The sequence below is a fragment of the uncultured Porphyromonas sp. genome, from assembly GCF_938046015.1.
GTDB lineage: Bacteria > Bacteroidota > Bacteroidia > Bacteroidales > Porphyromonadaceae > Porphyromonas.
The window spans coordinates 70,793-88,649 of the sequence record NZ_CALIXW010000035.1 but is presented as its reverse complement, the minus strand read 5'-3'; the positions used below and the strand labels follow the sequence as shown (position 1 = coordinate 88,649).

General features: G+C 64.0%; 8 protein-coding genes. 3 read left to right on the top strand and 5 right to left on the bottom strand.

Annotated elements, in window-relative coordinates:
* The first annotated feature begins 39 nt into the window (after positions 1 to 39).
* The gene (locus Q0248_RS03760; RefSeq protein ID WP_299319877.1) at positions 40 to 1,593 is read left to right on the top strand and encodes a sulfatase; all 1,554 of its coding nucleotides are present in this window, start codon (positions 40 to 42) and stop codon (positions 1,591 to 1,593) included.
* A 504-nt stretch (positions 1,594 to 2,097) separates the two neighbouring features.
* Here the strand turns inward: Q0248_RS03760 and Q0248_RS03755 are convergent.
* The 5 genes from Q0248_RS03755 to ribD form a co-directional block, all read right to left on the bottom strand.
* Positions 2,098 to 7,998 (bottom strand): alpha-2-macroglobulin family protein, encoded by a 5,901-nt coding sequence (locus tag Q0248_RS03755; protein WP_299319875.1) that lies wholly within the window; start codon positions 7,996 to 7,998, stop codon positions 2,098 to 2,100.
* Positions 7,999 to 8,482: 484 nt separating this feature from the next.
* Complete coding sequence (locus Q0248_RS03750; protein ID WP_299319872.1) at positions 8,483 to 10,075, bottom strand: RagB/SusD family nutrient uptake outer membrane protein; 1,593 nt, start codon at positions 10,073 to 10,075, stop codon at positions 8,483 to 8,485.
* Positions 10,076 to 10,089: 14 nt separating this feature from the next.
* On the bottom strand, positions 10,090 to 13,407 hold the full coding sequence (locus Q0248_RS03745) for a SusC/RagA family TonB-linked outer membrane protein (protein ID WP_299319869.1): 3,318 nt from the start codon (positions 13,405 to 13,407) through the stop codon (positions 10,090 to 10,092).
* 778 nt (positions 13,408 to 14,185) lie between these two features.
* On the bottom strand, positions 14,186 to 15,367 hold the full coding sequence (gene mnmA / locus Q0248_RS03740; RefSeq protein WP_299319866.1) for a tRNA 2-thiouridine(34) synthase MnmA: 1,182 nt from the start codon (positions 15,365 to 15,367) through the stop codon (positions 14,186 to 14,188).
* Positions 15,368 to 15,406: 39 nt separating this feature from the next.
* A complete protein-coding gene (ribD, locus tag Q0248_RS03735; RefSeq protein WP_299319864.1) occupies positions 15,407 to 16,417 on the bottom strand; it encodes a bifunctional diaminohydroxyphosphoribosylaminopyrimidine deaminase/5-amino-6-(5-phosphoribosylamino)uracil reductase RibD in 1,011 nt (336 codons plus the stop codon).
* Between the two features lie 24 nt (positions 16,418 to 16,441).
* On the opposite strand from ribD, the gene prmC reads away from it, so the two are divergent.
* Together prmC and Q0248_RS03725 are read left to right on the top strand one after the other, a co-directional pair.
* Positions 16,442 to 17,347 carry a peptide chain release factor N(5)-glutamine methyltransferase gene (gene prmC, locus Q0248_RS03730; RefSeq protein ID WP_299319861.1) on the top strand — a complete coding sequence of 302 codons (906 nt, stop codon included), beginning with the start codon at positions 16,442 to 16,444 and terminating at the stop codon, positions 17,345 to 17,347.
* A complete protein-coding gene (locus Q0248_RS03725) occupies positions 17,344 to 17,856 on the top strand; it encodes a regulatory protein RecX (RefSeq protein WP_299319859.1) in 513 nt (170 codons plus the stop codon). Before prmC ends, Q0248_RS03725 begins: the two co-directional genes overlap by 4 nt.
* Position 17,857 lies beyond the last annotated feature (1 nt).

The window sequence follows — 17,857 nt, the reverse complement described above, 5'->3', positions numbered from 1 at the left end:
GCACCTACACTACATACAGCACCCTATAGCCAGCATACCATGCGCTCTACCCTTCTCCTCAGTCTCGGAAGCAGTCTGCTGCTCCCCGCTACGCTCCTCAGCGCCGCCCAGCCCCTCACCGCACGGCGCCCCAATATCCTCCTCTTCCTCGTGGATGATATGGGCTGGCAGGATACCTCCGTGCCCTTCGCGGCCGACACGACGGCGCTCAATAAGCGCTACCACACCCCTGCCATGGAGCGCCTGGCGCGCCGTGGCGTGCGCTTCACCGACGCCTACGCCGCGCCCGTCTCCTCCCCCAGCCGCTGCAGCCTCCTGACGGGGGCACACGCCGCACGTCACCGCGTGACCAACTGGACGCTGCGCTACGACACGCCCTCCGACCAGGCCGACAGCACGCTGCAGGCCCCCGAGTGGAATGTCAATGGCCTCAGCCCGCGCCCCGACACGCCCCATACCTACTACGCGCGTATGCTGCCCGAGCTGCTGCGTGCGGCGGGCTACCACACGATACACTGTGGCAAGGCGCACTTCGGCGCCATTGGCACGCCCGCAGCCGACCCGCTGCAGCTGGGCTTCGAGGTCAATATCGCGGGGCACGCAGCTGGGGGGCCTGCCTCCTTCCTCGGGCGGGCGCGCTACGGACACGACTCACTGGGCAAGCCCGTCTCCCCTATGGCCGTGCCGGGACTGGAGCGCTACTGGGATACCGACACCTACCTCAGCGAAGCCCTGACGCTGGAGGCCATACAGACACTGCGCGCGCAGCGTAGCGCAGGCGACCGACGTCCCTTCTTCCTCTACATGTCGCACTACGCCGTGCACGTGCCCTTCGACAAGGATCAGCGCTTCTACCAGCGCTACCTCGACGAGGGCTTGGACCCCAAGGAGGCCGCCTACGCCGCGCTCGTCGAGGGTATGGACAAGAGCCTCGGGGATCTGATGGACGAACTGGAGCGCGCAGGGCAGCTCGACGACACGCTGATCCTCTTCATGAGTGACAATGGCGGCCTAGCGGCCTCGGCCTACTGGCACTCGGGGCAGCTGCACTGGCAAAACGCGCCCCTCTACAGCGGCAAGGGCTCCATCTACGAGGGCGGCATACGCGTGCCGCTCATCGTCGCAGGGCCTGGCGTGGTAGGGCGCGACCGACGCGACAGCCATCCCGTGATGATCGAGGACCTCTTCCCCACGCTGCTGGAGGTCGCTGGGGCGCGCCCTGAGCGCCTGCCGCAGCAGGTGGATGGGCGTAGCCTCGTGCCGCTGCTCCAGGCCAAGCGCCAGCCACACGAGCGGACGCTCTACTGGACTTATCCACACAACTGGGGATTGGACGGGCCAGGGATCAACTTCCACGCAGCCCTACGTCAAGGCCGCTGGAAGCTCCTCTACGACTACCGTACGGGCCGCCATCAGCTCTATGACCTCGCGCGCGACCTTGGGGAGCAGCAGGATCTGAGTGCGACTTATCCACAGCGTGTACGGCAGCTCGCTCGGCAGCTCGGCCGCTACCTGCGCAGCGTGGGGGCGCAGCGTCCCAGCGTCAAGGCTACGGGCCAGCCCTGCCCTTGGCCCGACGAAGCCCTACGCTAGCCCCTCTGCCCAATCTTAGCGCCCAAGGAAGCCCCCGAGCCTCACGGCTAAGGCCTCCCTGCGTCCTTCCTTCTCCCCCTTAGTCTCCCTGCCCTGCCGCCCCAAGGCCGCAGCGTGGGGGCGGCTAAGGGGGAGCTCGTCTGAGGGATATCAGTGGACGAGCTGAGGGACGTCCATCAGCCGCGTGAGGGATATCGGTCACGGAGCTGAGGGATATCCCTCACGAAGCGGGGAGCAAGCGGACAGGATGCGCCGACACAGCAGCGGACACCGCTGGGGGAGGCTTGGGACAGCGCCCAGCCCCCCACTCATCATTAGTCCACAGGGGAGACTTAGGCCGCCCAGCCCTCGGGCGAAGCCCCGCGGCTTCTTAGCCCGAGCCGAAGCGCTCAGCTAGGTACGTGCTTAGCCCACGCCCATAAAGAAGCCCCCGAGGAATGCTGGATTCCTCGGAGGCTTGCTATTTAGGATAAGGCAGGAGGCACGGCGCGGGTGCCTGAGGGGCTACTTCACCTGGGACTCTGAGGCCGTCCGCTGCTCGGGCGATACGGCCGTATGCGCGCTGTACTCCGAGGCGTAGAGGCTGACCAGCGTCGTGACGACCCCACCATAGACCCCAGGGCGCGTCACCCACTGATCATAGTGGAGCTCCGTCGTGCCTGCCGGCAGCCGATCGACGAAGATGTCCGTGCGACCATCACGAGGCACGACGTAGGCGTTCCCATAGCTGATGGAGGGATAGAAGGGCTTCTGCTGGACGGGTTCGGCATAGCCAGGGCGCGGATCGCTGATCCTGACGTAATCGAGGCCTTGCTTGAGCTTGATGACGAGCTGGGTGCGTATGCGAGCCCCGATGGGGAGTAGCTCGCCCTCCTCGAGGGGACGGAGGACATCGCGCCCGCCCTCCGTCGTCACGAGGTATTGCTCTCTGGTGAGCGTGAGCCCTTCGCCCCAGGCCTTGACCGCTGCCGTAGGGATGCTGTAGTGCAGACGAGCGGCGCCCCAGATGAGGCTGGCATCCTTCTTGATGACCTGCAGCGCACCCTTAGGACGGCGGCTGGGGCTAAGCTCGAGGCTCGCCATTCGCTGGCTGCCCGTGAGGCTGAAGTCCTCCCCGCCCTCAATGGCGAGCCTCAGCTCCGTGGCCTGAGCCGCGCCCCAAGCCTCGAGCTGGGGCTCCGTCAGCGCCTCCAGCGCCAGGACACTGCAGAGGGGATCCTTCCAGACCATCGTGCGGCGCTGGGTCAGCAGCCAGCGCTGTAGGCGCGGCACGAGGGAGCTATAGGCGGGGTGGAGGCGGAAGGCCCGCAGCGTCTCGGCGGCCAGCGGCACGCCTGCCGAGCGGCTCCAGTAGGGGATCTCCGCAGGCTGGGCGAAGAAGCTCATCGTGCCCTCATCCGAGAGGTGCTGGGCGAGGACCTCGAGGAGTGCAGGCAGCTGCGCTCTGTGCTGCGGGGCTTGCTTCAGGACGTAGGCGATCTTCGCTAGATCCGTGACGGGGGCGTCCTTAGCCTGCTGACTGAGTAGGCGCTGGTAGTGGCCCAGCATCTCCGCTACCCGTGCCGAGCTCGGCACCGCTAGCTGCTGCGTGAGCTGCGCCCGCATATAGAGGTAGTCGAGCGGGATGTCGTAGTAGCCCCAGGGCCCGGGCTTGGATACACGAGCACGGTCCTCCTTGAGGCGCTGGTAGCGCTCGAGTTCCTCCCGATCCATATAGGGCTGCGCCTCCCTCAGGAGCCCGAGGAGCTCCTGACGCTGGGGGGACTTAGCCTCCAGCAGCTCCAGCGTAGGCAGCAGGACGGCGATGACCTGCTGGCTGATGTAGGAGTCGGCGCGCCAGAGCGCGAACCATCCCCAGATTGCCCCATTGCGTGCCGCCTTGAGCTCAGCGATACGTTGGCTCAGCAGCTGGGCGTGATCCTTGGCGGCGAGGAAGTCCAGCAGACTGCGCTCTGCCTCTAGCTCGCGCTTGAGCTCGTGGTACCAGGGGCTCTTAGCTGCCTCTGCAGTACGTGCTGCCACGAGGCTATCGCTCCGATGGAGGCTCTGTCTACGCCCCTCGAGCCAAGCGGCGAAGCCGCGCGTCTGCTGTAGGCGCAGCACCTTGGCCTCGGCATAGACGCTGGCGGCCAGCGCGGGCGTACTCTCGTCCTCAGGCTCGGCCAGCTGAGGCAGCGCACCGAGGGCAAGGGCGAGCGGACTGGTCTCGAGCTGCAGCTCCAGGCGTGCTCGGCCGAGTCCCTGACTGAGCGGTGCCAGCAGGCTATCTAGGGAGAGCTCCTTCGTGCCCGCCCCCTCGAAGCTGAAGCTGAGGCCATCGCTCAGCTGGGTCTTATCACTGAGCAGGGGGAGCGAGTGCTGCTCGCCATCGCTGTAGCGGTGTCCCTGGGCCAGTACGCGCAGGCCGATCGAGTCGGCCGAGAGCGCAGGGATCGAGAGCGGCAGCTGCAGCGTCTGGCTGCCCTGAGGCGCTAGGCGGAAGGGCTGCGAGTTCTCGGAGAGGACGCGCTGCGTGCTGAGGTCGAAGAGCTCGAGCCGCAGCGTGCCCTGCTCCTCCTCACGGCTCATATTCACCACTGTAGCGCTGAGGATCGGCCTATCCCCACGGCGCAGGAAGCGCGGCAGCTGGGGGCGGAGGGAGAAGTCACGGTAGCTGGTCACCAGGCGCTCCTCCTGATAGCGGCGCATGTCGGGCGTGTGCGCCAGCAGCACGAGGCGCCAGCGGGTGAGGGCATCGGGCATGCGGAAGCTCCAGCTGGCCGTCCCCGAGGCGTCCGTCGTCAGCTGTGGGAGGAAGTAGGCACTCTCAGCGAAGTCCTGACGCAGGGCCTTCGGCTCCTCTACCACCTCTATCGGAGCATCCTGATCCACCATGACCGCAGCGCCTCGGAGCACGCTGGGCGCAGCGGCGAAGGCAGGCCCTATGATGCCGTCCATCCTCCCGGAGAGCACCTTGGACAGCTGGATAGCCCCCCCGCCCATGCCTATGGGCATGCGCCTGCCATAGCCGAGCCAGCGGTAGCGCCGAGGCTGCGGCCCCGCTGCGAGGGCGTCGTGGACGAAGGAGCCACCACCTCTCTGAGCCTCACCCCACAGGTCTTCACCATAGACCGAGCGGTCGGGGTTCAGCCCCCAGCGATAGCCTCGGGGGAGTCTCGGCTCCATGGAGGGCGAGTATTCGTCCATCAGCTGAAGGCTCGGCACACCGAATCTGAGGCGGCCGAAGACATCCAGTGCAGTATCATACATCCAGGTCGCGACGGCAGCCCCAGCTACGGGCTTGCCTCCCGAGGTCAGCTGCACGCTCCAGCGCTCCTCGGCGCCTGGCTGCGTGCGGTCACGCAGGCTGGTCCACTTGAGCTCCAGCGGCGGCTCGGGGCGCTCGAGGGCGAAGCGCTCGCTAGCCTGGTAGAGGCGTCCCTGATAGACGGTGTAGAGCTGCACCTCCAGCTGATCGGGAAGGGTGTCCTTAGCGAGGAGGGGCAGCGTAAAGAGCTCGATGCGGCCAGCCTTGCTCCGCAGCATGCCGCGCGCCAGCTCCCCATAGCGGTGATGGACGACGTAGTGGATGTAGCCCCCCTCGATACTGCTCAGCCAGTACAAGCGGGCTGGGCGCTGGGCACTGTAGGTCGAGTCTGCACGGAGGGCTAAGAGTGGGGGCACGAAGCCCGCGATCTGCCGGTCCCGACGGCTGTCGAAGAGGTAGACGCGGCGATAGCCCTCGTAGCGCACGCCGCCCTGATAGTGCGCCTTGTAGCGCAGCGTATAGAGGCCCGCCGCTAGCGCCTGGGGCTCGAGCCAGGGGCTAAAGGCTAGGCCTAGGGCCGTCTGCCCGCTGTGACGTAGCCTATCCCCCTCGTAGAGTTCGTAGTCGACGCGCATCATGGAGTCCACCCACGCCGTCGCGGGATAGGTGAAGCGTAGCTCGGGCAGCGGGCGCGACACATCTAGGAGTTCGGGTAGGTCTAGCCGGACCTCCCAGAGCACCTCCCCGAGAGCGAGCCCCAGACTATTCTGTGTCGTCTCGCCCCCCTCATCGGTCGCCGTCACCTCCACGCGGTAGCTGTAGCTACCCAGGTCCTGTTCGTCTTGCTCTAGCTGACGGCGTAGGGCAGCTAGATCCAGCGGCAGAGCGAAGGCGCCATCTGCCCCCGAGCGCAGCGTGCTATCCAGGAGCACACGGGGCGAGGCATAGTCATAGATCGCGCGCCACGGGCGCCACAGCTGCTCGGCACGCACCACACAGCGCAGACGCGCCCGCTCGACGGGCTCACCACTGAGGCGGTGCAGCTGCCCCTTGACGCTCAGCAGAGCATCCGCGGGATAGGGTCTCGGCGGCTCCTCGAGCTCCAGCTCCAGCGCGCGACGCTTGTACTCGAGGAGCTGTGCTAGGGCCTGCGCCTGGGTCTGTCGGTACTGATAGCCCTGGGGCTCGACGAAGCGTGCACGAAGGCGAAGCTGCCCGAGGAGCGTCTCTGTAGCTAGTTGATGACTAGCATGATAGCGGCCCAGCTCATCGCTACGTACCTCCTCGGACCACAGCAGCTCCCCACGGACATCGCTCAGCTCGAGGCGTATGCGCTGCCCTCGAGCAGGGCGTGCCTGCCGTGCGAGGAAGCCCACATCGACGGCCTCGCCATAGATATGCATCACTTGGCCTGGGCGGTAGGCGGGGCGGTCGGTCGTCACCCACAGTCGGAGCCCGCGGGCTGCGAAGTCGATGGCAGGCTGGGGCTCCTCGTCATAGCCGTAGTCCTCGACACGAAGCGGATCCCTGAGGTCGCGTGCCTGTAGGACGCTCCTCTGCGACTCACGGCGGTCGAGGAGGATGAGCCCAAGGCTATCGGTGCGTAGGCTACCCGCTAGTGTGGGTAGACTCTGATGGCGCTGATCATACCTATACCGAGCGAGCTCGAGCCCCGAGAGCGGACGCCCCGTAGCTGCGTCGAGCCACTGCCGAGGCACATGATTGGGGCTAGCGGAGGACCAGAGATCTAGTACCATGAAGGCACTGCTGAGGAAGGACTCCTCATGCACCAAGGGCTGCTGCTGCGAGGCACGCGGATCGAGCTCGGCGCGTACACGGACGAAGTAGTCGCGGCGCTGGGGTAGCTTGAGCTCTAGGACAACCTGCTTCCCCACCTTGGCGAGGCTATCGAGGGGGAGCGCGCACTGCTTGACCAGCACGGGCTTATCCTGAGCACTGGGCCTCCAGTCCTCCCGACGCTCGGTGGGGCGGTAGACGCGTGGCGCCTCGTAGAGACTCACCTGCAGCCCACGCACGAGGTAGGCCGTGTCGAGACGCAGGGAGACCTTGTCCGGCATCCCCCAGGTCTGCTCCAGCTTGAGGGACATACTCGGCTCGAGGCGCTCAGCACGCGCCTGCCGCAGCTGCTTCAGGTCGTCGGGCTGCAGCTGCCCCGCCTGGCTGAGGAGGCGATCCGCGAAGCGCGCGGCCTCCAGCGGCTCGTTGCTGTAGAGGTCCACGAGGTTGGCCGCTACGGAGCCAAAGTAGCGCTGACCCTGATAGCGCTGGGCGAAGTGCTCGATACGCTCCATAGCCTGACGCGCCGTCAGCCTCCCCGACTGGCTCTTCAGCTCGCGCTCCAGAGCGAGGTAGTCGGCCAGGAGGGCGCTATAGCTCTTGGGCCCTGCACTACGAGCTAGGGTCAGGAGCCCCGGCTCGGTGGGGAGTAAGCCAGCAGGATACCTACTGCCTCCCCCGCGCATATCGTGCAGGTAGTCGAGGAGCTCTAGGAGCACCGAGATCCCCGTTTGTCCCGAGGCCTTCGTCCCCCCAGCTAGATCCAGCAGCTCAAGGTAAGGGGTAGGGATCGGCTGCATGAGGGCAGAGCCCGCCCCTCGGAGCTGCTCCACCAGCTGGAGGTAGTAGCGATCCAGGTCGGCCTCATGCCAGTGCAGGAGCTCGGAGAGCGGACGCACCTTGACGGGGAGCGGCGTGTCGAAGGCTGCGCCTACACGCGTGCTATAGTTCGAGATCATACGTAGGCTGTAGAGCCCTAGGAGGATACGCTCACGGGGGCTGAGCCAAGGCGCTTGCTCGATGGAGGCTAGGGAAATCCCCAGCTGGGACTCCGCCGTACTCGGCCCCTTGAGGGAGCTCTTCGCCTCTACCAGTGCCGTAGTGGCCTCGAGGAGTACATCGAGGCGGTGCTGACCCGAGGCAGCATCGAAGAGCTCCTCTGCGGCCGTCACCGCGTCGCGGAGGTGACGCTGCTCCTGAGCGGCCTTGAGCCTGCTACGCAGCTGCTCGAGGCTAGGCTGGGTCTTGGTCTGAGCGGTCTGTTGGACTTGGGTCTGGGCCCTTAGGGCAAGTGGCGCGCCGAGCGGACTGAGTAGTCCCAGGCCGAGCCCCCATAGTGCAATCGAAGATCGTAGTGACATCGCGTAATGCTTGAGATAATGCAGGAGCCCCATGAGACTCCCTAGATCGTATAGCACAAATGTACAAAGAATGCCTTAGCCCCTCGCCCCTCAGCCGCACCCCACTAGACCCCTCCCAGCAGCGCGAGCCCAACTGCACCGCGCTGAGGGACATCAGTCAGCCTGCTGAGGGATAAGGGGGACGAGACTGAGGGACGTCAGTCAGAGCGCTGAGGGATATCAGTCAAAGCGCCTAGGATATAGTAGGAGAAAGGCAAAGGGCAAGGAGGACGAGACGAAGAGCAAGACGAGGCGAAGCTAGCCTACAGAGAGGACGCCCCAGACGAAATCCGCCCTACCAGAGGCCGACACGCCCCCAGCCACGCCAGCCTCCAAGGCACAAAAAAGGGCAGCGGCCGCAGTGCCCGTCTCGACGGGACAGCTGCGGCCGCTGCGCTAGGAAGGGGGGCGGGGCTCCAAAGAGCCTCCCCCGTAGATGATAGGCTTAGTAGCCCTCGGTCTGCTTGATCAGCGGGTCGTTATTGAGCACCGTGCGGTCCACAGGCCAGAGGAGCTTCTGACGCTCCGTCGTCTTGAGGATAGGCGTAGGAGCTGTCCCCGTCAGATGGTCGTCGGAGTAAGCAGCAGCAGCGGAGAAGACCAGGGGTTGCTTGCTGGCATCCTGCAGACGAAGCAGGTCATACCAGCGCTTGTACTCCCCTGCGAACTCGTGGTCACGCTCCTTGAGGATAGCCAGCTCGTTGGCTGCGAAGTCGCCGCTGACGAACTCATGCCCTGCGAACTTCGTCCCGAAGGCACGCTTGCGGATCAGGTTGAGCTCCGCCGAGGGATCTTCGCCCAGGGCATTCTTCACCTCAGCCAGCAGTAGCAGGACATCGGCATAGCGGTAGAGGATGACATTGCTGTCATAGATGTGCGCATTGTCCGAATAGAGCTGTCCCTGATACTTGAGGAATACCGAGCCGGGGAGCAGGTTGCCTGGCGTACCGACCGTGAACTCGAAGAAGGTAGCGCTACGACGCGTGTCATCCTCATCGAAGCTAGCCACGAAGCTAGGCTTGTACTCGTTGTAGAGGATCCCCGTGCTCATCGCCTTGAGCGTATCCCCAGGGAAGAGCACCCCGTTCTTATCGCGGGCCGAGCCTACGAAGAGACGGTTCTGGTACATGTAGTGACCGTAGTCATTGGTGGCCTCCTGGCGGTCGAAGTAGAGGTTGAGGATGATCTCCTTACCGTTCTTCTTCTTGGCGTCGAAGTTCGCAGCGAACTTATCCTCCAGGTCGAAGGCCTGGCTGCCGACGATACCCTCGAGGGCGGTCTTCGCCTTGCGCAGGTCAGCCTCACCCGTGGCGGTATGGTTGCCCGTAGTCACCTTAGCCGACCAGAGGTAGACCTCAGCCTTGAGGAGCTCGGTAGCAGCACGCGACCACTCGGTCTTGATGCTCTTCCAGGGGCTCGTGGCCAACAGCTCGGAGGACTTCTCTACATCCTTCTTGATGAAGTCCAGCGTCTCCTCAGCCGAGGAGCGCGCCTTGTGGTAGCTCGTGGGGTCGGTGATCGCCTCCTCGGCTACACGGGGCTCCGTCTCGAGGACTACCCCCCCGTAGCTCTTGTAGAGCACGAAGTAGATGTAGGCGCGGATACCGTAGGCCTTACCTAGGTAGGTCTTGCGCTCGGCGTCCGTGAGGAAGGGGCACTGCGTCTCTACCTTCTTGATGAAGAGGTTGATGTGCAGCAGGTCACCGTAGAGGCCGCCCCAGTTGGAGATCCCAGGACGGTCAGCATCCAGGACGCTCTGCTTTACCTCCACGGAGGACTGACTCTCGCCTGTGGCCGATACGGTGAACTTCATCGTACCGGCGCGCAGCTCGCCAAAGACGCGGAAGACAGAGTAGTTGTTGCGCAGGATACCATTGAGGGCCTGGTAGTTCGCCTCTACCTGAGCGAGGTTGTTCCAGTAGTTGTTGGTGCCGTAGTGGTCAATGGGCTTGAGGTCCAGCAGATCACTCTTACATGAGGGCAGTGCAGTCAGCGAGAGGGCGCATGCTGCGAGGGCCCATAGTCTATACTTTTTCATAGAGAGCATTCACATTAGAATCCGACATTGAGCCCGAAGACCAGCGTACGAGGCAGGCTGTAGCCACCCATGGTGTCTGCACCTGGCTCAGGCGAATAGACGAGCTTAGCAGCGGTGAGGTAGCCGAGGTTCTGCGCCGTCAGCGAGAGCTCGAGGCTATTCATGGCCATCTTCTTGGTGAGGAACTCGGGCACACGGTAGCTGAGGGCGATCTCACGGAAGGCGAGGTAGTCGCCACGGTAGATGAACTGCGAGGAGCTACGGTAGAAGTTGGACTTCCCGAGCTGGTCGGCCCAGACGTAGGGCGAGTACTCGGCGTTGGGGTTCTCAGCGCTGAAGGTCTTATCACGAGCGATCGTCAGCGTGTTGAAGGTCCCCTGCATGTTCCCCAGGATCCAAGGCGTACGGCCGTCGATCACGTGGTGGCCGAGCGCGTAGTCTAGGCGAGCCGAGAGGGTGAGCTGGCGCCAGGTGAGCTGCGTGTTGAATCCGCCCGTCACCAGAGGCGTCGAGCGACCGATGTAGACGCGGTCGTACTGGTCGATCACGCCGTCGCCGTTGACGTCGCGCCAGCGTACATCACCGGGCTGGATAGGCAGGGCCTTGATGGCGTCCTTGGTAGCGGCATCGAGGTTAGCCCAGGCCTTAGGCCCGTAGAGGTTCTTGCCAGGGACCTTGTCGATGAGGTTCTCGGGGATCTCTGCCTCGGTGCGGTAGAGGCCCTCGGCCTTGAAGGCGTAGATGTCACCAGGGCTCTGACCTTCCTGATAGCCGCCTACCCACTTCTTCTCGTTGCCGTTGCCGGTGTAGACCTCATAGGCACCCTGACGGTTGCGCTCTAGGCCGTTGTTCGGCAGCTTGAGGATGGTGTTCTTGTTGAAGCCACCATTGAGGCTCGCATTCCAGGTCCAGTCCTTGGTGGAGATGATGCGTGCCGTGAGGTCGAACTCAAAGCCTCGGTTGCGCAGCGAGCCGTTGTTGGTGCTGTAGCCCGAGATCCCTGAGTGCGAGGTGATGGGCATGCTGGCGAACTTGTCGACCGTGATACGATTGTAGTAGGTCAGGTTCGCCATCAGGCGGTTGTTGAAGAAGCCGAGGTCAGCCCCTAGCTCGAAGGTATTGGTCTTCTCCCAGCGGAGGCCGTAGTTAGGCAGGCTGGTGAGGGAGATGGCTTCGTTGCCGCCGTACTTAGACAGGCCATAGCGACCGTAGAGGTCATAGGCGCCGATGCCGGAGACGTTACCATTGCTCCCGTAGCTGACGCGGAGCTTGGCGAAGTTAAGCACGTCCTTCAGCCCGCTGAGCTGATTGTAGAAGTTCTCGCGCGAAAGCACCCAGCCAGCAGAGAGTCCAGGGAAGAAGCCCCAGCGGTTATCCACCAGCTTGGAGTAGCCGTCATAGCGAGCGACCAGCGAGAGGAGGTAGCGACCATCGTAGTCATAGTTGGCACGGCCGAAGTAGGAGAGGATACGCAGATGCGTGTGGGAGCTGACGGTAGAGCGCTTGCCCTTCTCGTCGGAGGTATAGCCGAGGGCGGCAAAGTCGTCCACCTTAGCCTCCGAGCCCGAGGCGCTGAGCCCCTTGTAGTAGCTGTCGTAGTACTCGGTACCGGCCATGAGGCTGAGGTTGTGCTTCTCGAAGAGCGTCTTGTTGTAGTTCAGCACCGCATTGTAGGTCTGGTCGAGGGTCTCTGAGGCACCAGCGTAGCTATAGCGCGAGCGATACCACTGTCCAGGAGCCGTGAGGCGGTCACGGTTGAAGGACTCATTCCACGCCTGAGAGAAGTACCAGTTACCGCTCAGCTTCAGCGTCAGCTCCTTGAGGAAGTTGATGGTGAAGGCCTGGCTCATGCTGAACTTATTGGTCTTATTGTCGCGGAGGTAGCTATCCTTGACGACCTTGTAGTTGATATCCCCACCACCGAGGCCGATGAGCAGCTGACCCTGGGCATTGCGTAGGCGGAGCGTCGGGGGCAGACCCAGGGCACGGCCAAAGTAGTTGGCATCATCATTACCCAGCTTATCCCAGTCAGCACGCGTGAAGGCAAAGCTGGAGTTGGAGGTCAGCCAAGGGCGGATCTTGTAGTCGGCGTTGAGGGCGAAGTTGATACGCTTGTACCAGTCGACCAGCGCATTACCGTTGCTGTGGTTGTAGCCGATGTTGGCGTAGTAGTTCCCCCTATCATTACCGCCCGTGAAGCTCAGGTTGTAGTCCTGGCTCATGGCGACGTCCTTGATGTTGTGCTGGCGCAGGCCACCTTCCTCAGAGAAGATGAGCTTCTTGCCCGTCACAGGGTCGGTCATGGTCTTCCAGCCCTGATCGAGGAGGAACTTGAGGTTGTCGTTGTACTCATAGAGGCCATAGGTCGCCAGAGCGTTCTTGTTCCCATCGAGCGGAGTGACGCCATCCTGATCGAAGTAGGAGCGTCCCGTACCGTAGCCGACGTTACCCGACAGCGAGGTCTGATTGGTGTAGCCGACGAGCTGACCGCGGGAGTTGGTGAAGACCTCCGAGGAGCGCTTGATGGCCATGCGCTGCATGCGGATGTAGTCCTCCGAGCCGAGGAACTCGTAGAGGTCGTGGAAGTAGTTGGCACTGACCTTAGCCTTGAAGCGGATCTCGCTGAAGCCAGCCTTACCGCGCTTGGTGGTGATGAGGATCACCCCGTTATTGGCACGAGCACCGTAGATAGCCGTAGCCCCAGCATCCTTCATGACCTCCATGGACTCGATGTCCTCAGGGTTGATGTCATTCAGACCGCTGCGCACCTGACCGTCGATGACGACCAGAGGCGAGCCCGAGCCGTCGAGGTTGGTCCCCCCACGCAGTACGAGGGTAGGTGCCGCACCTGGGCTACCGGAGGTCTGCTGGACACGGAGCCCAGAGACAGCACCCGAGAGGGCCTGTGCGGGGTTGGAGAAGAGCCCCTGCTTGAGACTCTCGTTGCGTACCGTGGCTACGGAGTTGGTCATCTTGCTACGCAGCTGACGACCGCCATAGGCTGTGACGACCACCTCATCCGTGACGCGTGCCTCGTCGACGAGGCGTACGGTGATCGGCTTGCTGAGGTCCAGCCCTACGAGCTGGATCTTCTGCGTCTGATAGCCGACACTGGAGATGGTGAGGATGGACTTCGTGTTCCGTAGGGTCAGCTTGAAGCGCCCCTCGATGTCGGTAAGGCTACCGTTGGTCGTCCCGACCTCCAGCACGCTGGCGCCGATGACGGCCTCGCCTGCCTTGTCGAGGACGCGCCCCGTGATCACCTTACCCTGAGCCCAAGCAGCGATCGTCGTCATGCAGAGGATGACGAGCGACAGTAATGCTCGTTTCATGTGAGTAGAGTTTTAGTGAATAATAGAGAGTTTAGTGAAGTATTATACGATAGGACGAGCATGTCCGTACGAGTAATCCGTTAGCAGTGTAGTGGGGCTATGGGGGCTCCTGGTCTCGAGTAGAGCGGCCCGAGAGAGCATCTTGCAGGCAATGCGGCCTGTGCATATCGCGTCATGCGGTAGCGCTGTATTGTATAACTATGTGTAGTAAGGAGGCCTCCAACGCCCCATTTGTCGTTCGGCAAAGATAGGCTATTTCGCCGAACTACAAAGTCCCCACTGAGCCTCTAGCACCCTTGGGCTCGGCAGCTCGTCCGAGCGGGCTGCTGAGGTGCTCAGGTAAGTTTTTGAAAGCAAGCCCCCGAAGTGTAAAGATTCCCATCTCCCAGCGCGCCACACGCCCACCCTACGCCGAGCGAAGGCAAGACGTAGCTCCAAACCCACCCCTCGCGACTGCTCCGCTCGCCCCCAAAGGGCAGGGCGGACGCCAAGTGCTCCCTGCTGGCTCCGTGAGGGATATCCCTCATCCTGCTGACTGACGTCCCTCACGGTGCTGACGGACGACCCTCACGGCGTCCACTGATATCCCTCACGGGTCCTCCCCTTTAGCTCGAGACTCTGCGGGGGCGCTTCGTCCCCTTCTCTAGGCGCGAGGCGGGGTGAGGAGCAGGAGGGGAAGACACAAAAGGCGAGCGCCCGCAGCACCTCCGTAGAGGTACTGCGGGCGCTCGCCCTATAGCGGCCTAGATCGCTAGGCCGCCTCGTGGGAAGGGCGCTGCTAGAAGCCCTTCGTAATCATCCCGCTACCGAAGCAGAGGTGATGATCCTCCGAATAGACGACGGCATACTGCCCTGGGGCAATGCCCTGAATGGGCTCGGCGCTGTCGATGCGGTAGCCCGTCTCAGGATCGTAGCTGAGGACGCCGCGGGTGAACTCGGGCGTGTGGCGGATCTTGAAGCTCACGGCTATGGGCTGGCGCTCGGCAGGCGGCACCACGACCGCCGTCCCTGCCTCGAGGCTCGCCGCGCGGCTCCACGGGTCGAGGCTGATGAAGTCGCACTGCTCCATCACCACGTGCTCACCGTACTGGTCGGCAGGGTCGTAGCCCTGGCTGACGAGGATGATATTACGACGGATATTCTTCTTCACGACGAACCACGGCCCGCCGCTCAGCCCCAGCCCCTTGCGCTGGCCGATTGTGTGAAACCAGTAGCCGCGGTGCTTGCCCAGCACCTTGCCCGTCTCGCGCTCGATGATGAGCCCCTCGCGCGTGCCGAGGGCGCGCTCGATGAACTCGTTATAGTTGACCTTCCCTAGGAAGCAGATCCCCTGGCTGTCCTTACGCTTGGCACTCAACAGATGCGCCTCCTCGGCCAGCTGCCGTACCTCGCTCTTGAGGAGGTGCCCCGTGGGGAAGAGGAGCTTACTAACCTGGGCAAAGTTGATCTGCGCTAGGAAGTCCGTCTGGTCCTTCACTGGGTCGGGCGCCGTACTCAGGTAGAGCTGATCGCCCTCGTAGCAGGTCGTGGCATAGTGCCCCGTGGCGATGAAGTCGAAGTCATGCCCCCACTTCTCCTCGAAGCAACCGAACTTGATGAGCTTATTGCACATCATGTCGGGATTAGGCGTCAGCCCCTTCTTCACCGTGTCGATCGTGTACTGCACCACGCTGGCCCAGTACTCCTCATGCAGCGAGACGACCTCCAGCGGGCAGTCGTAGCGGCGCGCCAGATGCTGGACGATCTCCAGGTCATCCTCCCAGCTGCAGTCCGCGAAGCCGCGCTCCTCCATCCCGATCTGGATGTAGAAGAGCGTAGGGCGGTAGCCTGCCGCGCACAGCAGATGCACGACGACCGAGCTGTCCACGCCGCCCGAGACGAGGGCGGCGATGCGGGGCTCAGCGATCCCGCTGCGTGCGATGCGCTCCTCGAGGGGCGCGATAGCCTGACTTAGGGTCATAATAATATAGGTATATAGGGAGCTGGGGTAGGAGGGATACTAGCGAGGCAGACGGGGTGCTGGGACGCCCTCCCCGAGGTGCTGCGCCGAGACCTCAATACAGAGGGCGTCGTAGAGCCCACTGTCGACGAAGCGCTGCAGGGTCGCTCCCCCACCCTCCACCAGCAACGACTGGATGCCGTAGTCTGCGTAGAGGCGCTGCAGGAGCTGCTGCGGCTCGATACGCTCGCCCTCGAGGGCGAGGTAGCTGAGGCGCGCCGCGTCTAGCCCCTCACGGCGGCGCGAGCGTGCAGCCTCGAGGTGGACGATGAGCGTCGGGGCACCTGCGTCCGAGAAGAGGCGCAGCTCTGGAGGGAGCTGCAGCTGGGGGTCGAGCACCACGCGCAGGGGGGAGCGGCCATACCACAGGCGGTTGGAGAGCTGGGGATCGTCCAGCAGCGCCGTGCGGTAGCCTACGAGGATGGCCTCATGCTCCATACGCGCGGCGTGCACCGAGCGCTGCTGCAGCGGGGAGCTGAAGGTGACGGGCGCGAGGCTGCGATCCTGACGCGGGCTGTCCATGAAGGCGTCGAGGCTCTGCGCCCACTTGAGCGTGACGAAGGGGCGATGTAGGGTGTGCGCGGTGAAGAAGGGGGCATTGAGCGCCCACGCCTCAGCCTCCAGCACGCCCAGCGTCACCTCGATACCTGCGCGGCGCAGGCGCTCGATGCCGCGCCCCGAGACCTCGGGGAAGGGGTCGAGCGTCGCCACGACCACGCGCGGGATGCCCACCGTGCAGATGAGCTCGGCACAGGGCGGCGTCTTGCCATAGTGCGCGCAGGGCTCGAGGGTCACGTAGAGCGTCGCCTCCCCGAGGAGCTCGGGCTGGGTGACGCTACGCACGGCCATCACCTCGGCATGCGGCTGCCCGTAGCTATGGTGGTAGCCCTCGCCGATGATACGCCCCTCATGCACGAGCACCGCCCCCACCATAGGATTGGTCCCCGTCTGTCCTTGCCCCAGAGCTGCCAGCTCCAGCGCACGTCGCATATACTGCTGCGCCTCTGTCATTACTTATCCTTACTTTTGCTCCTAATGGATACGATACATGCCTATTACACGGCAGCGGCCGAGGTCCTCAGCCCGCTCTACGAGCGCAGTGAGGCCCGAGAGATCGCGCGGCGCCTCCTAGAGGACGCCCTGGGCTACTCCCGCTCGCAGCTGCTTGTCGCCGACAAAGATACGCTTTTGCCGCCCCACTGCCGGGAGCGCCTCCTCCAGCAGCTCCAGGCGCTGGGCTCGGGACGCCCCCTGCAGTACGTCCTCGGCTACGCGCCCTTCCTCCAGCACAGCCTCTACGTAGCCCCAGGGGTGCTCATCCCACGCCCCGAGACGGAGGAGCTCGTGGAGCTCGTCCTCGAGGAGGCCGCTAGAGCAGGCTACCGCAGCTTCGTAGACATAGGTACGGGGAGCGGCTGTATCGCCTATGCGCTAGCTGCGGGGCTGCCCGAGCTGCAGGCCGCCTATGCCCTCGAGCTCTCCGAGGAGGCGCTGCAGGTCGCCGCGCGCAACTTCGACAGTCTCCGAGCCGCCACAGGGCGCAGCGTACAGCTCTATAGGGAAGACCTCTTCCGCCTCGTCCAGAGCGCAGAGGGCCCCCTGCCCCGAGGCCTCGACCTCATCGTCAGCAATCCGCCCTACATCCATCCCGAGGAGGCCGCCGCCATGAGCCCGCAGGTACTGGAGCACGAGCCACACCTGGCGCTCTTCGCCCCCGAGACGAGCCCCATAGCCTATTACCTGGCACTGGCCCGGCTCGTGCAGCAGGGCTACCTACACCCTGGCGGCAGCCTCTGGGTAGAGCTCAATCCCCGCTACGCCGAGGAGACGCTGGAGGCGATGCGCCGTATCATCGGGCCCGAGGCCTGCACGGCCGAGCTGCTCCGTGACCTCAGCGGCAAGCTCCGCTTTGTCCACCTCCGCTACAGCCCACAGCTATGAAGCAGACCGAGCTTACCCCACAGGAGGCCTACGCCCGTCTAGCTAGCTACTGCGCTCAGGCCGAGCGCTCGCCGAGTGATCTACGCCGCCGCATGCAGCGCCTCGAGCTGGAGGAGGAGCTACAGGCCGAGCTCCTCACACGGCTTGAGGCTGAGGGCTTCGTGAGCGGCGAGCGCTTCGCCCGCGCCTTCGTCCACGACAAGCACCGCTTCAACGGCTGGGGCCCGCGACGCCTGGAGCACGAGCTGCGCCGCCACGGCATCGCCCCCTCCGTGATCGCGACCGCCCTCGAGGAACTGGAGGAGGAGACAAGCGCCGAGGACGAGGAGCCCCGCGTCCTGCAGCTACTGCGCGCCAAGCAGCGCAGCCTCCCCGCGGGGCTGGAGCGCCGTAAGGCCTACGACCGACTGATGCGCTTCGGCCTCTACCGCGGCTACGACTACGACGAAGTGCGGGAGGCCATCACCCAGCTCCTCGACACGGAGGAGGCCGACTGGGAGGAGGACTAAG